The 18072-nt window shown below is 67.2% G+C and carries 16 protein-coding genes, 1 tRNA gene and 1 pseudogene; 6 read left to right on the top strand and 12 right to left on the bottom strand.

The window, feature by feature from the left end:
* Positions 1-32: 32 nt before the first annotated feature.
* The 3 genes from ACZ54P_RS31870 to ACZ54P_RS31860 all read right to left on the bottom strand — a co-directional run bounded on the left by ACZ54P_RS31870 (position 33) and on the right by ACZ54P_RS31860 (position 3344).
* A complete protein-coding gene (locus ACZ54P_RS31870; RefSeq protein ID WP_465465297.1) occupies positions 33-1190 on the bottom strand; it encodes a serine hydrolase domain-containing protein in 1158 nt (385 codons plus the stop codon).
* 539 nt (positions 1191-1729) lie between these two features.
* Positions 1730-2842 (bottom strand): poly(ethylene terephthalate) hydrolase family protein, encoded by a 1113-nt coding sequence (locus ACZ54P_RS31865; RefSeq protein WP_465465296.1) that lies wholly within the window; start codon positions 2840-2842, stop codon positions 1730-1732.
* Between the two features lie 172 nt (positions 2843-3014).
* Positions 3015-3344, bottom strand: coding sequence for a hypothetical protein (locus ACZ54P_RS31860; RefSeq protein WP_465465295.1), 330 nt, complete (start codon positions 3342-3344; stop codon positions 3015-3017).
* A gap of 191 nt (positions 3345-3535) precedes the next feature.
* On the opposite strand from ACZ54P_RS31860, the gene ACZ54P_RS31855 reads away from it, so the two are divergent.
* Positions 3536-4093, top strand: coding sequence for a hypothetical protein (locus tag ACZ54P_RS31855; RefSeq protein WP_465465294.1), 558 nt, complete (start codon positions 3536-3538; stop codon positions 4091-4093).
* A 448-nt stretch (positions 4094-4541) separates the two neighbouring features.
* Here the strand turns inward: ACZ54P_RS31855 and ACZ54P_RS31850 are convergent, their stop codons facing one another.
* A complete protein-coding gene (locus tag ACZ54P_RS31850; protein WP_465465293.1) occupies positions 4542-4904 on the bottom strand; it encodes a DUF4345 family protein in 363 nt (120 codons plus the stop codon).
* The gene (locus tag ACZ54P_RS31845; protein ID WP_465465292.1) at positions 4901-5293 is read right to left on the bottom strand and encodes a hypothetical protein; all 393 of its coding nucleotides are present in this window, start codon (positions 5291-5293) and stop codon (positions 4901-4903) included. The genes ACZ54P_RS31850 and ACZ54P_RS31845 overlap by 4 nt, the downstream gene beginning before the upstream one ends.
* Before the next feature lie 19 nt (positions 5294-5312).
* Here ACZ54P_RS31845 and ACZ54P_RS31840 point away from each other — a divergent pair, with 19 nt between their 5' ends.
* Positions 5313-5924, top strand: coding sequence for a helix-turn-helix domain-containing protein (locus tag ACZ54P_RS31840; RefSeq protein ID WP_465465291.1), 612 nt, complete (start codon positions 5313-5315; stop codon positions 5922-5924).
* A gap of 494 nt (positions 5925-6418) precedes the next feature.
* Here the strand turns inward: ACZ54P_RS31840 and ACZ54P_RS31835 are convergent.
* From ACZ54P_RS31835 to ACZ54P_RS31825, 3 genes are all read right to left on the bottom strand, one after another.
* A tRNA-Pro gene (locus ACZ54P_RS31835) sits at positions 6419-6492 on the bottom strand.
* A 139-nt stretch (positions 6493-6631) separates the two neighbouring features.
* Positions 6632-7801, bottom strand: a complete 1170-nt coding sequence (locus ACZ54P_RS31830) for an alginate lyase family protein (RefSeq protein WP_465465290.1) — start codon at positions 7799-7801, stop codon at positions 6632-6634.
* A gap of 139 nt (positions 7802-7940) precedes the next feature.
* On the bottom strand, positions 7941-8546 hold the full coding sequence (locus ACZ54P_RS31825; protein ID WP_465465289.1) for a GNAT family N-acetyltransferase: 606 nt from the start codon (positions 8544-8546) through the stop codon (positions 7941-7943).
* Positions 8547-8708: 162 nt separating this feature from the next.
* Between ACZ54P_RS31825 and ACZ54P_RS31820 the strand changes: the two are divergent.
* Positions 8709-9247 (top strand): annotated as a pseudogene (locus tag ACZ54P_RS31820) (transposase family protein).
* A gap of 7 nt (positions 9248-9254) precedes the next feature.
* On the opposite strand, the gene ACZ54P_RS31815 reads toward ACZ54P_RS31820, so the two are convergent.
* Positions 9255-10283 carry a lactonase family protein gene (locus ACZ54P_RS31815; RefSeq protein ID WP_465465288.1) on the bottom strand — a complete coding sequence of 343 codons (1029 nt, stop codon included), beginning with the start codon at positions 10281-10283 and terminating at the stop codon, positions 9255-9257.
* 83 nt (positions 10284-10366) lie between these two features.
* A complete protein-coding gene (locus ACZ54P_RS31810) occupies positions 10367-12583 on the bottom strand; it encodes a glycosyl hydrolase family 18 protein (protein WP_465465424.1) in 2217 nt (738 codons plus the stop codon).
* Between the two features lie 231 nt (positions 12584-12814).
* On the opposite strand from ACZ54P_RS31810, the gene ACZ54P_RS31805 reads away from it, so the two are divergent.
* Together ACZ54P_RS31805 and ACZ54P_RS31800 are read left to right on the top strand one after the other, a co-directional pair.
* A complete protein-coding gene (locus ACZ54P_RS31805) occupies positions 12815-13417 on the top strand; it encodes an RNA polymerase sigma factor (protein ID WP_465465287.1) in 603 nt (200 codons plus the stop codon).
* Positions 13410-14327 (top strand): CU044_5270 family protein, encoded by a 918-nt coding sequence (locus tag ACZ54P_RS31800; protein WP_465465286.1) that lies wholly within the window; start codon positions 13410-13412, stop codon positions 14325-14327. Before ACZ54P_RS31805 ends, ACZ54P_RS31800 begins: the two co-directional genes overlap by 8 nt.
* Before the next feature lie 18 nt (positions 14328-14345).
* On the opposite strand, the gene ACZ54P_RS31795 is transcribed toward ACZ54P_RS31800, so the two are convergent.
* A complete protein-coding gene (locus ACZ54P_RS31795; protein ID WP_465465285.1) occupies positions 14346-15125 on the bottom strand; it encodes an enoyl-CoA hydratase/isomerase family protein in 780 nt (259 codons plus the stop codon).
* Between the two features lie 36 nt (positions 15126-15161).
* Entirely contained in the window at positions 15162-16052 is an 891-nt protein-coding gene (locus tag ACZ54P_RS31790; RefSeq protein WP_465465284.1) for a PaaX family transcriptional regulator, read from the bottom strand.
* A gap of 146 nt (positions 16053-16198) precedes the next feature.
* Between ACZ54P_RS31790 and ACZ54P_RS31785 the strand changes: the two genes are divergently transcribed.
* Positions 16199-17836 carry an ABC-F family ATP-binding cassette domain-containing protein gene (locus ACZ54P_RS31785; protein WP_465465283.1) on the top strand — a complete coding sequence of 546 codons (1638 nt, stop codon included), beginning with the start codon at positions 16199-16201 and terminating at the stop codon, positions 17834-17836.
* Positions 17837-18072 lie beyond the last annotated feature (236 nt).

Raw genomic sequence — 18072 nt, 5'->3', positions numbered from 1 at the left:
CTTCACCCCATTGAGCAGACAACCAGCCTGAATCAGCGACCAACCAGAGCCTCGGTGACCACCCGGGCACTCGTCGCGGGCCAGTTCTTGTTGGTCAGGTTCATCGGACCGAGGCGGACGACCACGGTGTCGGAGCCGGGATCCACCTGGACGACCTGGCCGCCGAGACCGATGGCCCAGTACATATCCGCGGGCGCGTTCGACACCATGCGCCCGCGGGGGGCGTTGGCGCTGTCTTCGCGGGTCATCGGGACCAGGGCGTTGGCGACGGCGCCGAGGTTGTTGAGCCACCACAGGTAGCCGTAAGACGAGGTGATGGGCTGGGACGGTTTGCCGGTGGCCTCGTGCACCCAGCGGCTGGACACGATCTGCCGGAGGTTCCACCGTCCGTCTTTGAGGAACAGGTGGCCGAAACGGGCCAGGTCCACGCAGGTGGACTGCATGCCGAAGAACATGTTGGTGTTGCCCGACGGGTCCCTGGTCAGGCGGGTGTCACGCATTCCTATGGGGGCGAACAGGTTCTTGTCGGCGTAGTCCGCCGGTTCGACGCCGGTGGATTTGCTCAGCACGTCGTCCAGGGTCTGGATGGCGGCGTTGTTGTATGCCCAGACGTCGCCGGGGCGGTGCTCCTGCGGGAGGGAAGCACCCAGGGCGGTGCGGTCGTCCGCAGTGGGGAGGGTGGCGTAATCGGTGACCGCGTCCCAGTGCCTGCCGGAGTTGTTGCTGAGTAGGTTCTTCACCGTGACCTGGGAAGCTGGGGTGCCTGCCCAAGCCGGGATGTACTTGGCGGCCTTGTCATCGACATTGAGCTTCCAGCGGGACTGGGCGATGCCGACCAGGGTGCTGGTGACCGACTTGGTGACCGAGAAGACCTCTTGGGCCGAGTCGGCGTTGGTGCCGTTCCAGTACCACTCGCCGACAAGGCGGCCGTGGCGGATGACGACCATGCAGTTCGAGCCGTCGGCTTGGGCGGCCGAGGCGATTTCGGCGAGTTTGGCCGGGTCGAAGCCCTCGGCGGCGGCGTCGGCGCGCTGCCAGTCGGCGCCGGGATAGGTGCCCGTCCACCAATTCGCGCCCTGCGGTGTGCCCGCCCACGCTGAGGCGCCTGGCTGGAGCACGACCAGCGCACCGGCGGCGAGCATCACGGCCGTGGCGGTGGTGGCGAGTTTGCGACGCGCGAAAACAGGCATGCTTACCCTTTCTTATTTTCCGTATCCTGAAAATATCGACGACACCGGTAAACGGTCGTCAACGCCAACTTCCTACTTTGCACCTCGGGCAGCCGACAACAATCGCGGGCGGGCGAGGGCGGTATTCGCTGTATGTTTCGCGCAACCGACGCCAGGCGCGTGCTGCCAGGAACATAGCCTCCGCCTTCTACCATTGTGCGGTCGCCGCCGCGACTATCGGGATGTTATGGGACGGCCTGGGATGCGTACCGGTGGATCGGCTGTTCCGGCGCTGTTTTCTTCGCTGATGAAGTGAATCCACAATCTCGCGTAGATCTGCGCGGCTTCATCGGGATCGGTCAGTTCGCTTAGATGGACACTCTGGCCCGACGCGCGGTCCCGGAGTGGATCGACGACCACGAGGTGGACTTCGTCCGAGGTGGACGAGGGGCCACCCCAGAGTCGAAGGGGTGACACCCAGCGCCATCGGGTGACCATCGGCCAGGTCGTCCGGACGACGGCCGGTATCGGCGCGGTGTTCCAGGTGGGCTTGGAGCCTGTCACGTGATCTGTCGCGCCTTGCCGTTCCGCTCGACTGCCGACCAGGAGTCTTTTTCGCTGCAGAGGCCGCAGGATGACCGGGGGCCGAAGAAGAGGGCGGCCGCGCGCTGGTCATCGACGAGCCAGTAGCGGAACCATGCGGCGAGCACGCCTTTGAGGCGTTTTCCGCCGCCATTGGAGAAGTAGTGGTCGGAGTTTCGCAGCTCGGCGAAGACGGCGGCGGCGTCATCCGCGTGGTGGTACCGGCCTCGGACATAGAACGATGGGACGGTGGTGTCGGTTTGTCCGGCCACGAACAGGCTCGGTCCACGCAACGCCCGGACGTCGCCTTGTGGTCCGGGCTGGACCGGTGCGGTCACGGTCACCAGCGGGTCTGAGCCGGCCGCGATCGTGCCGCCACCGCCCTGTGAATGCCCGCTGGCGCCGACTTTGACCGGATCGATGGCGTCATGGAACGGACTTGCGAGACGTGTGTTCTCCTCGATCAGAAACCGGCCGCCCGCGAGCATTTCCGAACCGGATCCCGAGTTCTTGGTGTTCGCGGCGGCGACCACGACTCCCCAGGAGGCGAGGTGCTGCAACAGGGAGTCGTAGGCCTCCGGGGTCGCACCGGTCCCGTTGCCCCAGAGCAGGATCGGGTAGCGGGTGCCTGCCCTGAGGTCGGCGGGGTAGTAGAAGGTGTGATCGGGGCCGCGGTGCAGCTTCACCGTGGAATGGGGACCCGGCGCCGCGTAGAAGTCGGTGCCGACGCTCTCGGCCACAGCAGGCGCGGGAGCGGCCGACGCAATCAACGCCAAGGCCATGACGAGTATCGATATGGGTCGTTTTCGCATGCGAGGTGCCTTCTTGTATCGACGAACCAGACAGTGAGCGGGGTCGGCGCGTGGCGGTTCCCGGACCTCCTTGGCCTCATCTGTGGCCGGCAGGGCTTCGCCGGTGATCATGTCGAATGTTGCCTGGAGAGGGGAGAGGGTCACATCGTGGAAACTACGTAGATGCCGCCACTCCCACGTTTGGGGAGAACCGGCCCGCCGGGCCTGCCACTTGTCGGCGGTTAGAGGGTTCGGCCAGATGACATCCTGCTTCGATATGCGCTCACCTGTGCGCCCCAAGCGACGACGGTAGGTGGTGAGGCAGATGGAGAGTGACAGTGCGGCCCAGCGGCAGGCTTGACGGGCGGTGACGCCCAGCGCCCATGGGTACCGCTCGCGTCGGCGCGAGCGGTGAGGTTCTCCAGGACTTCGGTGGCTGCGTCGAGCTCGCCGCAGCGGACGGCGGCTTCGATCAGTTCCGGCAACGCGATACCCGCGAGATAGAGATCGCCCGGTGCGGTCGCTTGCCGGGTAGCCCGCGCAGGCGTTGTACAGCACCGCGGCGGCCCAGTGCGCGTTCGCGACCAGTGCCGCGCAACGCGGTGGCGTGCACTCTCGCGTAGACCATCGGCGGATCGTCGAACGCGTCCGCGATCGCTTCCTCCTCGGCCACCGAGGTCATCGCGGTGCCGAGATCACCAGCGTGCGTGGTGGCGACTGCCTGCTGCGCGAGGGCAAGGCGCAGAACCCACGGCGAACCGGTGTCGCGGCCGGTGCTCAGCAGCCATCTGGTGAACGCCATGGTGCCGGCCGTCCCTGGTCTTGTCGGCCGGGTCATCCGGACAAGCCGGGCGCGGTTGGTGCGTTCAGAGCTCGCCGTGGAGTGATCGGAGGCGGAGGTTCGACGAACGAAAGCAAACACCGACGCCCAGGCCGCGGTCATCGGGCACCTATGGGAGGTTTCGGCGGGTACGAGGCGGGCAACCGTAAACCATGCGGGTGATAATTCAGCCGTCGTACCGCACGAAAGAGGCGCGGCGGCATTGGGCGCAGACGCTGGAGCGGCTGGTGCCCTTCCGGCGACCGTGGTATGCCGAGGAGCTGAGTCCTGCGGAACGTACCGAACTGGACGCCGAGCACCCGGACGGGCAAGCTCACTTCTGGGGCGCGACCGCACAGCACGACAGGAAAATGGACACGCTCGACACAGGGGATTTCGTACTTCTCACCGGGCAGAAGCATGTGCGCGGGATCGGAACGGTCGGTTGCTTCTTGCGCAACGACGAACTCGCCCGTCGACTGTGGACCCCGGATCCGGCCCGCTGTTTGTGGCGCAATGTCTACACCTTCCGCGCCTTCTGCCCGGTCACGATCCCCTACGAGCGGGTGTGGGCGCTGCCGGGATTCACGACCGGCGACAACTTCATGGGTTTGCGCTTCCTGAACAAGGAGAAAAGCGTGACCATAGTCGCTGGGCTTGGCATCACCGAGCTACTCGCGAGTGAGAGCGGCCAGGCGTCCCCGGCCCCTCGCCTCGCCGCCGGGACCTAGCGAGAAGCCTGCACCGCCGCAGCAACCCCGACCTCACCAAGTTCGCCACCTGGCGCGGACTCGCCGACTGATAAGGGCGGTACAAACCTCGCCGCAGCTACCGACGTAGCACACGACCGAGCGACAGAGCCCGCTTGCACTGCACCTGTTGCGAACCGCCCGGAGAACCCACCGGCTCGGTCAGGTCCACGCTGCCCGGGCCGGCCCCGCAGTGACCGGCGGCGAGCCGGGCCGCGCTGCAAGCCGACCTGGCCAACGCCCAGGGCCAGCTCACCCGTCGGGCTCGCCGGGATAGCCGATTCGCCGGCCGTTCGTCCGGCTTTGCTTTCGGTGACAGTTCGCTTGACGCATTTGTCCCGCGTTCCGAAACAAGCGCGGGCACATGCCGCGGATTCCGGCTCGGTCGTCGTGGCGTTTCTGCGCCCCACGGCGACCGGCCGGTCTCTCGTCACTTCACGGCGAACAGCAGCGCGGCCGTGACCGCCTCCACCCCGAAGTAGAACCAGACCGGGTAGAACCGCGTGGGGGCGTCGGCGAGCCGGGAGATGAGCCGGCCCAGGGCCATCCCGGCGAGGGCGGCCGCGACTGTGACGACCACGCCGGTACGCAGGCCGTCGAGGAACAGTGCTGTGATAAGCACGGCAGCGATCGCCAGCCCGAAACCACCGTAGACGGCCCGGATCTCCGATCGGCTCTCCGGCGCGTCGACGACGATGCGGAACGGCTTGGCGAGCGCTGCTGGCACGATGAGCGCGTAGGTGCCCATGCCGAGGAAGAACACTGCGGTGAGGGCGATAATGGCTGTCGTCATGCGCCCTCCCCGGAGGTCCGCACCAGCGCCGCTCCCGCTGCCAGGAGCAGCAGCGCTGCGGCGTCGACCTGCGCCACCCGGAGCACCTGCTCGTTCACCGGCGTCGTGGTCAGCGCCAAGAGCAGGAACGAGCCCATGCTGACGGCGCCGCCGGTGATCGCGGCACGGCGCAGTGCCGGGCGGAACGCCGACACGAGCACGAACGCGCCGGTCAGGGCGAGCAGGACCGCCCGGTGTCGCAGCAACACCTCCAGGTCCGCACTCCCGATTCCGACGCCGTACGCCGATCGCATCGACCCCGGCGACACCGCCCCCACCCCCGGCACGACGTTTATCAGCCCCACCACCACGAACAACGCCTGCCCGAATCTCATTCGTCTGCTCTGCACGCGTGGAATCATCGAGGGTATGGACGACGCCGCGCTTCCAGAAACGTGCTGCCCGCAGAACCGGGCCACAATCTGGCTCTGGCCGGGCCACGCCGCCTACCTCGGCCCATCGCTCCACCTCCACCCCCACTTCAGCTCCGTGCACTGCTTCGCGGTCGGCGTCGACACGCCGTTCCTGCTGCGTATCGGTGACAACGAGCAGAAAGTCCGCAGCGCGCTGATCCCGGCCAGGACGCGGCACCAGGTCGTGTCCGAGGGCCGGATGCTGTTCCTCTACCTGGAGCCGGACCTCGCCGACGAGCGGATCCGAACCGCGCTGGGCCTGCTCCGCGCGCACCCGTGCCTGAGCGCCCCGGAGGTCGCCGCCGAGATCAGCCTGTCGACGTCGCGGTTCCTGCACCTGTTCTCGGCGCAGACGGGCACGAGCTTCCGCCGCTACCGGATGTGGGCGCGGATGCTGCGCGTCGCGGCGGCCAGGGCGGACGGCGCGGACCTCACCAGGGCGTCGACGGAGGCCGGGTTCGCCTCGCCGAGCCACTTCAGCGACGCCTTCCACGATATGTTCGGGCTGACCGCGAGCACCGTGCTCACGAGAAACACCCGAATCATCCTCGACCCGAGGCTGGGGTGAGCAGCGGTGCCGCCGGAGTCTGTGGCGCACCCTGTCGAATCGCTCGTAACTGGCGATACTGTCCGACGCATGCAGGTTTACATCGGGCTGCTCGGTGGTGCGTTGGGTGGCGTCCTCGGTGGGATCGTCACTTACCTCGCGACCCGAACGAAGGCGCGGCTCGAATTGGTGCGGGATCGGCTTCCATCAGCTTCTCCACGGTCGCCAGCGACAGCCCGAGCCCTTCGACTCTAAGGAGGACACGCGCGGCGCGGTATGGGTCTGGCCGCCCGAGGGGGTAGGGCTAGCCACACTCGCTTCAGCGGGCGAGCGGCTCGGCGATGCGGCCCTCGAAGGCGCCATGGCCTACCGAGCGGCCCATGGTGCTCTGGCTCACGTCCTGTTACGGCGGCTGTTCTTCGTCCGGAATCGTCAGGGACGGCAGCATGTGAAGGGGACACGAAAAGCCCGCAGGCCTGGGCTTTCACCCAGAGCCAGCGGGCTCGTCGATCCGGTCGGGCTGACAGGATTCGAACCTGCGACCCCTTGACCCCCAGTCAAGTGCGCTACCAAACTGCGCCACAGCCCGGACCCGCGCTCCGTGGAGTGCGATGTGAGTACTTTAGCGGGTCCGAAAGCCTGGCTTGCAACCAGGGGTCACTGTGTGTCTGAGCTGCGGAAACGGACCGTGAGGGCCGCCCTGCCGCAATCAGGCGGCCCTCACGGAGTCACTGTGGGTTGTCCGCGTGCGTGAGGGTTTGCCAGGCGACGAACAGGCTGTTGGTGCCTGCCGGGCGCTGACGCAGGGTGAGGGCCTCGGTATTGCTCATGGTGTGCCCGAGGCGGGTGTGGAGGTGGTTGTAGCCGACCTCGGTGACCGGGCCGAGGCCGAGCTTGAGGCTGCCGCCGCACAGCCACGACGGGACGGCCGCGCCCATCTGGTATTTCGCGTGGAAGCCGAGGCTTTCGCGGAGACGGTCGGCGATCTCCGGGTAGAGGTCCTGACCTTGGATGCGGGTGGTCTCGGCGAAGTTCGCGATGGCGGCGAGGCCGTAGCCGGTGTGGGTGAAGTCGCGGCAGGTCTCCTGGGAGAGGCCGTTGACGAACGTCGTCTGGCCCTGCCAGTACTTCACGATCTTGTCGCGGGTGTCCAAGCCGCTGCCGGGCGCGGTTTTGGGGAGCGCTCCGTCGCTGGTCAGGTAGAGGTAGGCGGGGACGCGGGTCCGGAACTTCGCGACGGCCTTGTCGTAGCTCGCCTTGTCGTCGAGGAAGACCGCGATGCCGACCGCGGCCTCGGTCATGCTGAGTTCCCAGTTTCCGTTGCTGTGACTGCCGTTGATCACTTCGGGCAGGTACACGTTCCGCAGCATGGTGCCGAAGCGGCCGGAGTTCGGCCAGTTGGGGTAGGTGTGCTTGATGATCTCCGCCGCGCGTGGCCATGAGGAGGCCGACCACGCCGCTTGCAGGGGAGCATTGCTATTCGTGTGATCTTTCACTACCGCAGACCAGGCGTCCATGATCTCGATCGCCTTGGTCGCGTATTTCGCGTCGCGGGTGATGTACCAGGCGAGGGAAAGGGAGTACGCGGCGATCGCGTCCTGTCGTTCATCGGTGCACCCGATGTTCGGGTTCGAATAGGGACCGCATTCGACGACGGCGCGTGGTTTCGGTGACCGGGACAGGGACGCGTACGAACTCGACATCATCGCGTCGTTAGCCTGTTTCCATGGTTGCGCGCCCGCTTGGACCTTGGCGCGCACGAAGTCCAGTTGCGGGCGGCTGACCAGTACGCCGGGGTGGGTGAAGGTAGCGGGCGCTGCCTGGGCAGGAGCGCTGAAAAGGCTTAGCGCCAAGGGGATGAGCGTGGCCAGGGCGAGCAGTTTTCTCGGTAGGGACATGGTTCTCCTCGGGCGGGTGTGAGCCAGGTCACCGGCGGCGTGTGATTCAGTGTCATGGTCTGAACCAGTTGCGTCAAGACCTTAATTCGCCTCGAAAAGAAAGAACTGAACGCTTTGTTCAGCGGGCTGAACAAAGCGTTCAGCCCGCTGAATGAATCAGTGGGTCTTTTCCAACCTCACTCTGAACAGGTTGGGAGGAGTGCTCACGGCGTTCCGGGACAATGCTCTGAGCGGAGCAGACCGTAGACGAGCACATCGACATACTCGCCGTGTTGAAGGACCTGCCGTGCATGACCCCTTCCCGGCGGAACCCCAGGCGTTCGAGGGCTTTCTGCTCGCCGAGGTTACCGCCATTGGTGAGGGCTTCGATTCTGTTCGCAGTCGTGCGGCCGAACAGGTAGTCCACGAGCAGCCTCTGCGCCACCGTGCCCACCCCCTGTCCACGATGCTCGGGTAGCACCCCCACGCCGATCTCGTAAGTGACACCCGAGGGGAAGCCGCGGGGCTTCCAGGTGGCGATGCCGATAACCGGGTCGTCGGCCCGCGCGATCGCAACCGCCGCGGACTCGGCGGAGATGTACCCGTCGATCTCCCATCGCTTGCGGCGTGCCCTCGGATCACCGAATCCGGGCCACTCGAACTCGCCGAGCGCATCGGGATCCGTGCAGAGGCGGTCGAGAAAGGCGAGGTCGGCCTCGGTGAATGCCCTCAAGTGGACTTTGTCTGGGCGGTTCGCTGGAGTCATAAAGGCCAGTATCGCGCCCGGAACATCACCCGTCAGGCAGTGAGCACTTCCCAACCTGGTTGCGACAGGCTGGAGTTCGTCGGTCCCCAGGGGCTGAATGTGGCGAAGCTGCTCATAGCGGAGTTCACGACCAAGATCACTCGCTCGACCAGGAGCTTCGCCATGCTTGGCTACCCATCCGCGATCGACCTGTTCAGTTCGCACCTGCGCTGCGGGGATACCTCGCACGCCTCGCCGCCGGTTTCGGGATCGGCGTGGCCACTGCCTGCCGCTACATCCGCGAAGCAGTCGACCTGCTTGCCGCGCTCGCGCCCAAGTTGGCCGACGCGATCCGGGCCCGGCGGATCGCCGTTGTGGGCCTCGCCCGCCCTGCCCGGCGCTGTGCACGACATTCAAGGCCGCCGTGCCCACGGGATAATCGAGGCACTGACCGCCGCCGACCTCCGCTGCTGGGCTGACAAGGGCTACCGCGGCGCCGGCGGCACCGTGCGTGTGCCCTATTGGGGCGGTGGGCGAGTCTCTCCGCAGGCCAGCAGGCGGCCAACCGCTCACACACCCGGATCCGGGCCGTAGGGGAGCAGGCCAACGCAGCCCTGAAGGGTTGGCGTCTCCTGCGCAAGCTCCGGTGCAGTACCACCCGGTTCACCAGCCTGGTCAAGGCCGTGACGGTCCTTCACAATGTCACCAGGACGGGAAGTTGAAAAGGGCTCAGTGGCGCCAGGGGCCCACGAAGGCCGGACTTCCGATCGGATAACTGCCGATGAGCTGCCAGGTCGCGAGTTCGTAAGCTTGGATCACGTCGCTGTTCTGCGACGCGACATAACAATGCTCGCCGACGATCGAGAAATGCCGTGGCCATGTACCGGTCCCATGGTCGGCGACGGTCTTCGGGAGGACGCCGTCGTCGAGCGTGAACTCGGTGATCGCGTCGGGACCGCGGTTCGACAGGTACAACCGGTCGCTGTGCAATTCAAGCTGACCTGGGAGGTTCGCACCGCCGGGGTTCAGCGTCGCGGGGACCGCGTTCACCACCGTGAAAGTGCCTGGCGGCTCTTCGCGCACCGTCACCAACGAGGCTGCCAGCTCGCCGACGACGTAGGCATGACCGGTACCCGGACGCCGGACCAGTTGGCGTGGACCGGTGCCGGCGGGGAGCGGCGACACCGCCACCGGGATGAGGTCGCCGTCCTCCCCGATGCGGTAACTGCGGATCTCGTCGGTGCCGAGATCGACCGCGCTGACCAGCGTGCCGGTCTCGTCCACCACGGCCATGTGCACGTGCGCGGCTTCCTGCCGCTCGGCATCGGGCCCGGTACCTTCGTGCCGGACGAGCGCCGTGCGCACGGTGGGCACCCCGTCCGGGCCGAGTGCGAAGGCGGCGAGGCTTCCGCCGCTGTAGTTGGCGCACAACAGGAACCGGCCATCGGGCGTGATCGCGAGGTGACACGGATCCGCTCCGCCGGTCGGCAGCGAGTTCAACGCTTCCAGCGTGCCGTCCTCGGCGACCGCCACGGCGGTGACGGCGCCCTCGGCCGTCTCGTTCACGGCGTAGAGCACCGGCAGCGTGGGATGCGGCGTCAGCCAGCTCGGCGAGTCCAGTTCGAGGGAGCCCGCCGGGGTCAGCTTCCCGGTCCGTCCATCACGCCAGAAGGTGCCGATGCCTTCACCGTTGCCGTCGCTCGCGGCGGTGTAGGAGCCGACGATGATCAGGATCCGGTCGTCGTTCGCAGGAGTCACAGGCACACTGTGCAGCAAACCGAGGCATCCGTGAAGGCCTCCTTGCCTACTCTCAAGGTAGGCAAGGAGGCCTTCACGGACCTTTACTTCAGTGAGTTGTCCACTGTGGTCATGAGGGATCCGGTGTCACCCGACATCTCCCATGCCATGACTCCGAGCAGCCCTCTGGTCTTGAGCCAGGCGACCTTCTGCTGGATGGACCAGGCGTCGTCGAAGGTCCACCATTGCCCGCCATTGCCGGTGTAGCACGCTGTGGCCACGGCCGCGGTGTCGTGCTGGACGGTGCAGTTAGGGACACTGGCCAGGAGATTCGCGTAGCCACGAGTACCTGCTTCCTCGGGGAACTGGCCTGGCGCGGCGCCGGTCGCGCTCTGCCATTCGCCCTTCTTGCCGCCGTCCGCGACCCCTTGCCAGCCTCGCCCGTAGAAGGCGAGCCCGAGGGTGAGTTTCCGTGGATTGGCCCCGGCCTCGGTGTAGGCGTTGATCGCCGATTCGACACTGAACTTGAAGTTGTACGGATCGTCCGCGTCGGCGTAGAGGTTTCCCTGGTGGCCGGTGCGGTTCGGCTCCCATGAGTTGTCGCTGCCGGAGCCGTGGAAGTCATAGCCCTGCACGTTCGCGACGTCGAGGTAGTCGAAGATCTTCGGGATCTCCCAGCCGCCCTTCACCTTCGCCGGGTCGGCGGGGGTGAACGCCTGCAGCTCGTACCGTTTGCCGGTGGTCGCGCCATAGGCGTCCATCTGCGTGCGGAACTCCGCCAGCAGTGCGGTCAGGTTCGTCTTGTCGTTGGCGCTCCAGTGGTTGCCGGGATGCCCATCGGGACTGCCCGGCCATTCCCAGTCGATGTCGATGCCGTCGAAGATGCCCGCGGCCGTTCCCGGCCCGCCTGCGCCGCCGTACGCCTTCACGTTCCCCTTCAGGTACGTGTCGATGCACGAAGCGACGAACTTCTGCCGTGACGCGGGTGTCGCCGCGGCGTCGGAGAAGTACTTCGAATAGGTCCAGCCGCCCAAGGAGATGAGCACCTTCAGGTTCGGGTTCTTGGCCTTGAGCTTCTTCAGCTGATTGAAGTTGCCGCGCAACGGTTCCCAGCCGGTGTCGCCGACACCGTCGACGGACTGGGCCGCGGACATCGGCCGCGAGTAGTCGGCTTCCGCGTCGCCCGCGCCGTCACCCTGGTTCGGATCCTGGGGATTCGACGTCGTTCCCTTGGTGACACCCGAAAGGCAGGTGTGGTTGACCGGGTCGATGTTGCCGAAGGCGTACAGCAGATGCGTCAGCTTGCTCGCGGATCCGTTGGTCACCAGGTTCTTGAGGAAGAACTGACGGCCGTAGATACCCCACTGGACGAAGTAGCCGACCCGGGCGTATCCGTTCACGATGTCGCCGGTGCGAGCGCTGACGGCGGCGCTCGCCGCGGAGACGTTGTCGTACCCGTCGCGGGCTTTGACCGTGAAAGAGTACGAAGTGGACGGTGAAAGCCCGCTCACCGTCGCCGTCGTCCCGGTCACCGTGGTGGCCAGCGTGGTGCCGCGGTAGACGTCATAGGAGACGACGCCGGTGTTGTCGGTGGACGCGGTCCATGCCAGGGCGATGGAGCTCGACGTGACAGCGGTCGAGCGGAGGTTCGACGGCGCCGTCGGTGCCTGGGTGTCGTCGCCCGGGTTGTTGGTGGTCACCGCCAGCGCCGGGGTGGGCGGGGACTTGGCGTCCTTCCGGTCCTTGGCGACGACGGTGAAGCTGTAGGCCGTGTTCGGCGTCAGCCCGGTGATCCTCGCTTCGGTGCCGGTGACCGACGCCGCCAGGGTGGTGCCCTGATAGACGTCGTAGCCGGCGACGGGCAGCGAACCCGGGGCCGACGCGTTCCAGGCCAGAGCGGCGGTCGTGGTCGTCTTCGCCACGAGACGCAGGTTGGCGGGCGTCGATGGTGGCGTGTCGCCCGACCCGTCGCAGTTGGCGTCGTCGATCCGGCACGTGGCCGGGTTGACCGCGGAGCTGAGCCGGAACGAGGGGCTGTAAGGGTAGGTCGAACGGCCCGGCGCGAGGGACTTGATGTAGTACGCCGGGGTGAGGGTGACCTGGTTGCCAGCTTGGGAGACCGTGGCGTTGGAGCCGCTCGTGGCGGTCACGCCGGCGGGAAGAGTGAAGGTGATGGACCAGTCGGTGACGGTTTCACTGCTGGGGTTGGTGACGGTGTATTCACCGGTGGTGCCCGTCAGGATGAAGGCGGCGCGGAGGCGGCCCGCCGCCCATGCCGGATGACCGGCGGCTACGAGGAGCCCGGTGGCGAGGAGTGTCACGGTGAGTGCGCTGAGTAGTCGTTTTCTGGTGCGTCTCATGGCGGTTCTCTCCAAAAGAGGCGGCGAGACTGAACCTGATCTGAACTGGCGCGATGTGGTCAACTGTGGTCTAGACCACAGTTGAATGTAGCGCGGCTCGCATAAAAGGTCTAGACCGATTCGGCGGGCGTGAACCCGTTCGGCCGCGCCTGCGGATAGCAGGTGACACTGTCGAACGGTGAAGGGCGGTTCATGAGCACATCTGGGGCGGATCTGGGCGATCTCGAAGACGCCGAGCTGATCGCGAGGTCGGTGACCAGGTCGGACTGGTTCTCCGCGATCTTCGACCGCCATGCCGCGCATATCCACCGGTACCTGGTCAGACGGATCGGGCCCGCCGCCGCCGAGGACGCGCTGGCGGAGGTGTTCCTGGTGGCCTTCCGCAAACGTGCGGGCTACGACACCGAGCGTCGCGACGCCCGGCCGTGGCTCTACGGGATCGCGACCAACCTGGTGGCGCAGCGGCGCCGCGAGGAGGTCAGAGAGCTGAAACTGCGCGAAGCCCTCGGCCCGCCACCTGAGCAGGAAGGGCACGCCGAGCGCGTCGCCGAGCAGGTGACCGCCGAGGCGATGGGGAAGCTGCTGGACTCCGCGCTGGCACGACTGACCGACGGCGATCGGGACGCGCTCACGTTGTTCGCCGGGGAAGGCCTGAGCTACGAGGAAGTGGCCGCGGCACTGGGCATTCCCCTCGGCACCGTCCGCTCGCGGCTCAACCGCGCCCGCCGGAAGGTCCGCGAGTCACTGGGGCATCAGGACATCACGACTTCGAAGGAGATCTCCACCCATGGATGAGCTGCAGTTGATCGCCGAGCGGACCGGATCGGTCCCGCTCGCGGAATCCGGCGCGCTCGGCTCGGCGCGGGCGCGCCTGATGGCCGAAATCGCCGCCGCCGAAGCGGAAAACGTGGTGCCGCTGCGGAAACGGCGGCGCTGGGTCTGGACCGGGGTGGGGGCGGCAGGCCTGGCCGCCGCCATCACCGCTGTCGTCGCGCTGGCCCCGGTCGAGCAGGTCGGTCTCCAACCGCCTGCGGCCGCCGCGGATCCCGTGACGGTGCTCAGCAACGCCGCCGCGGCCGCACTGAAGACGCCCGACACGCCACCGAAGCCGAACCAGTTCATCTACACGAAGACCAAGCAGCCCGACGGCGAGCGGGAATCGTGGGTTTCGGCGGACGGTACCCACGACGGGTTGATCAAGATGGCGGACGGAAGTTCCTTCCCGCTCCCGGGTTGCCGGAACGGGCGAGCGCAGGCGTACAAGGGCGAGGAGCCGCTCAAGGGTGTCACGGAGCCGTGCACGCCGAGGCCCGGCTACCGGGCTGATCTCCCCACCGACGCCGACGCGATGTTCGCCTACCTCAACGCCGGCAATGCCGACCACAGCGGTGAAAAGGGCGACTACAACGCGATGGGCAAGGATGTCGTCGCGCTGGCGAACGAGACCTACCTTCCGCCCGCCGTCCGGGCGGCCCTGTTCCGCGCGGCGGCCAAGGTGCCTGGCCTGCGCGCTGTCGACCACGCCAAGGACGGGGCGGGCAGGCCCGGTGTGGGCATCACCTGGCCGCTCAGGCCGGAGGACGACCCCAAGGTGGCGAAACCGGAAACGATCGTCTTCGCCGCGGACACGTTCCTGTACTTGGGCGGCAATGGGACGGCGGTGACCGCGTCCGGCGTGGTGGACGCGGTCGGTCAGCGGCCCTAGCGGTCACTGCACAGCGGCTCAGCGGCCGGTGAAGGTCGCCTTGCCAGGACCGTCGGCGAGGAACGACTTCACCGCGCCGCGCAGGTCCTCGGTGTCGAAGAGACCGGCGGCGATCGTCGTGATGTGCTCGTTCGCCTCGGCGACGCCGCCGTGCTCGTAGTGTTCGAGGACCTTCTTGGTGGCCGCGTGCGCCCGAGTCGGGCCCTGCGCGAGGTCGTTCGTGAAAGCGCGGACGGCCTCGTCGAAGCCATCCACCGGGAACACGCGGTTCACCACGTTCCAGCGTTCGAGGGTCGCGGCGTCGTAGGTCGCGCCGGTCATCACGAACTCCTTGGCGCGGCCGACACCGGCGCGGGCGGCGAGCCGCTGGGTGCCGCCCATGGTCGGGGTCAGGCCGACGACCCGTTCGACGAGACCGAACTTGGCCTTCTCGCTCGCCAGGATGATGTCGCAGGCGACCGCGACCTCGAAGGCCCAGGTCAGGCAGAGGCCGTGGGCGGCGAACACGGTGGGGAAGGGGAGCGCGGCGATCCGGTCGGGGATCGCCAGCATCTCGTCGAAGAGAACCTTCGCCTCGGCCGCGGAGGATTGGGCGTCGAACAGGGAGACGTCGACCCCTCCGCTGACGATTTTCCCCTCGGCCCGGATGAGCGCCGCGCGCGGCGGCGTGGCCTCCAGGTCGCCGATCGCCTCGCCCAGTTCGTGCTGGAGTTCCGCGGTGTAGAGGTTCAGCGGCGGCGAAGCGATGGTCAGGACGGCGACGCCGTCCTCGCGGTCGAGGCGGATCGAGGTGGCCAAGGCGGTGTTCCCTCCGCTAGATCTTTTTTCGTGACCCTAGCCGGAGGTGTCCGCGAGTTCGTCCCATTGGGACTGTGCTTCTGGTCGCCATTCCACGTGCTTGCGGTGGAAAAGCTCCGCCGCGCGCACGCCGCTCCAGCCGTCGGGAAGAAGTTTTAGCGGGAGCCGTGGATCGAGGAACGGGAAACTGCGCCATTCGTGGACGAGTTCGGTCTGCGCACGGAGGACGCCGTGTTCACCTGAAGGATGCAAACCGGTGAAACGGTCGATGAAGTCTTCGTAGCGGTCCTTGAGTTCGCTGAGATCCCAGGATCGCGCGACCATCGTTTCCTGGTCGCCGACGTCGCCATAGGCGGCGGTGAACGACATCGCCTGCGCGTCGAGGCCGAGTTCCTGCACGATCTGCTGGGCTTCCCGCTGGCGGCTGAGGTCCGGGCTGACCCAGACACCCGCGACCGGGGAACCGAACCCGGCCCAGGTCAGGCGCGTGCGCAGCCGGTGCCGGAGGTCGCGCTTCGCTTCGGGGACCGAGACGATCAGCATCAGCCAATGGCCGTCCCATTCCCTCTCTTCGTTACCGAAGGCGTAGATCCGTTCCGCGCCTTCGGTCAGCAGGCGTCTGCCTGGAGGAGTGAGCGACCAGCGCACTCTTCGTCCGACGCGCTCGGAGATGACCCAGCCTTCGGCGGAAGAACGGGCCAGCGCCTGCCGGGCCGACTTTTCCTCGATGTCGAGCACCCGTAGCGCTTCGACCAGCGTGGACGTCCAAATCGGCTGGTCACGGGGCAGGACGTACTCGCCGAGGATCGTCATCAGGAGCGATCGTGCGCTGGCATGACTGACTTCCCGCCGCCTGCTCAGCGTCGGCCTACGGGTACCGCCTTTCTGCTGGTGTGCGACGGGGACCTGGGTGGCGGAATCCGCCATTTGCTGTCACCGACCTCAATGCTCGGGGGTTCGTTCGGGTCCAGAAGAACAACCAGGTTACCCACGTTCTGTGATCGGTTGGATACTTGCCACTCTTCCGAGGGACCACGAGCTGTTCAATCGGTCCCCGTAGACTCACTGATCTCATGAGCGCCACACTCGTTGCCAAGGATCTCGCCGCCGGCCACGGCGACCGTGTTCTGTTCTCCGGTCTCGACCTCGTCGTCGCCCCTGGCGAGGTGATCGGGCTCGTCGGCGTCAACGGCGCGGGCAAGTCGACCCTGCTGAAGACCCTCGGCGGCCTCGTGCCGCCCGAAGAGGGCAGCATCCGGCTGAACCCGCCCACGGCCACCGTCGGTCACCTCCCGCAGGAGCCGGAACGCCGCGAAGGGGAGTCCGTCCGCGCGTTCCTCGCGCGCCGCACCGGTGTCACCGCCGCGCAGGCCGCGCTCGACGCCGCCACCGAGGCGCTGACCGCGGGTGAACCCGGCGCGGACGACGCCTACGGTGAGGCCCTCGACCGCTGGCTCGCGCTCGGCGGGGCCGATCTGGACGATCGGGCGGGCGAGGTCGCCGCGGAACTCGGGCTCACGATCAACCTCGACCTGCCGATGCTGTCGTTGTCCGGCGGGCAGGCGGCACGGGCCGGGATGGCCTCGCTGCTGCTGAGCCGGTACGACATCTTCCTGCTCGACGAGCCGACCAACGACCTCGACCTCGACGGGCTGGACCGGCTCGAGCGGTTCGTGACCGGGCTGCGCGCCGGGACGGTACTGGTCAGTCACGACCGCGAATTCCTCGCCCGCACCGTGGATCGCGTGGTCGAACTCGACTTCGCGCAGCAACAGGTGCGGACCTATGGCGGCGGCTACGAGTCCTATTTGGAGGAACGCGCCGTCGCGCGGCGGCACGCCCGTGAGGAGTACGACGAGTTCGCGAACACCAAGGCCTCCCTCGAAGCCCGTGGCGCGATGCAGCGTTCGTGGATGGAGAAGGGGGTCAAGAACGCCCGGCGCAAGGCCCCCGACAACGACAAGGTGGGCCGCAAGTTCCGGAGCGAGGCGACGGAGAAGCAGGCGTCGAAGGCCCGCCAGACCGATCGCATGATCGAACGGCTCGACGTCGTCGAAGAACCGCGCAAGGAATGGGAACTGCGGATGGAGATCGCCGCGGCGCCCCGGGCGGGCGCGGTGGTGGCGACCCTGCGCGGCGCGGTGGTGCGGCGGGGCGAGTTCACCCTCGGCCCGGTGGATCTGCAGATCGACTGGGCGGACAAGGTCGCGATCACCGGGGCCAACGGCGCCGGGAAGTCGACCCTGCTGGCCGCCCTGCTCGGCCGCGTCCCGGTCGACGAGGGCGCCGCGTCGCTCGGCTCCGGCGTCGTCGTCGGCGAGGTCGACCAGGCCCGCAAGTTGTTCCTCGGCGACCTGCCGCTCTTCGAGGCCTTCGCCCGCGAGGTCCCGGAACTCGCCGACGCCGACGTGCGGACACTGCTGGCGAAGTTCGGGCTGAAGGCCGCGCACGTCCTGAGGCCGGCGGCGACGCTGTCGCCGGGGGAGCGGACGCGGTCGGCGCTGGCGCTGCTGCAGGCGCGCGGGGTGAACCTGCTGGTGCTCGACGAGCCGACGAACCATCTGGACCTGCCTGCGATCGAGCAACTGGAGTCGACGCTGTCGGAGTATCCGGGGACGCTGCTCCTGGTGACGCACGACCGGCGGATGCTGGACGCGGTGGAGACCACCCGGCGGCTGGAAGTGGCTGACGGGAAGGTCACCGAGCTTTGAGCATTTAGAGGACTAAACGCGGGGAGAGGGTCAGCCCTTGGCGTGCTGGAGTGGGAGGCGGGTCGCGTGGGTCGTGAGTGGCGATTCGGGTCAGAACCAAGGGTGCTAGGTACCTACGTGGTTCCGCGGACATCGTCGCCCGGTCTCGCACCTTGATCAACGGAAGATCCGCGACACTCGACGTCCCCGATCTTCCGTTGATCAAGCTCGTGCCGTCCACGACTGTGGACCGGCAA

The sequence above is a fragment of the Amycolatopsis sp. NPDC034160 genome (assembly GCF_055575355.1).
Note: the sequence above shows the minus strand (reverse complement) of the source record. Positions and strands in the feature narration are given on the sequence as shown.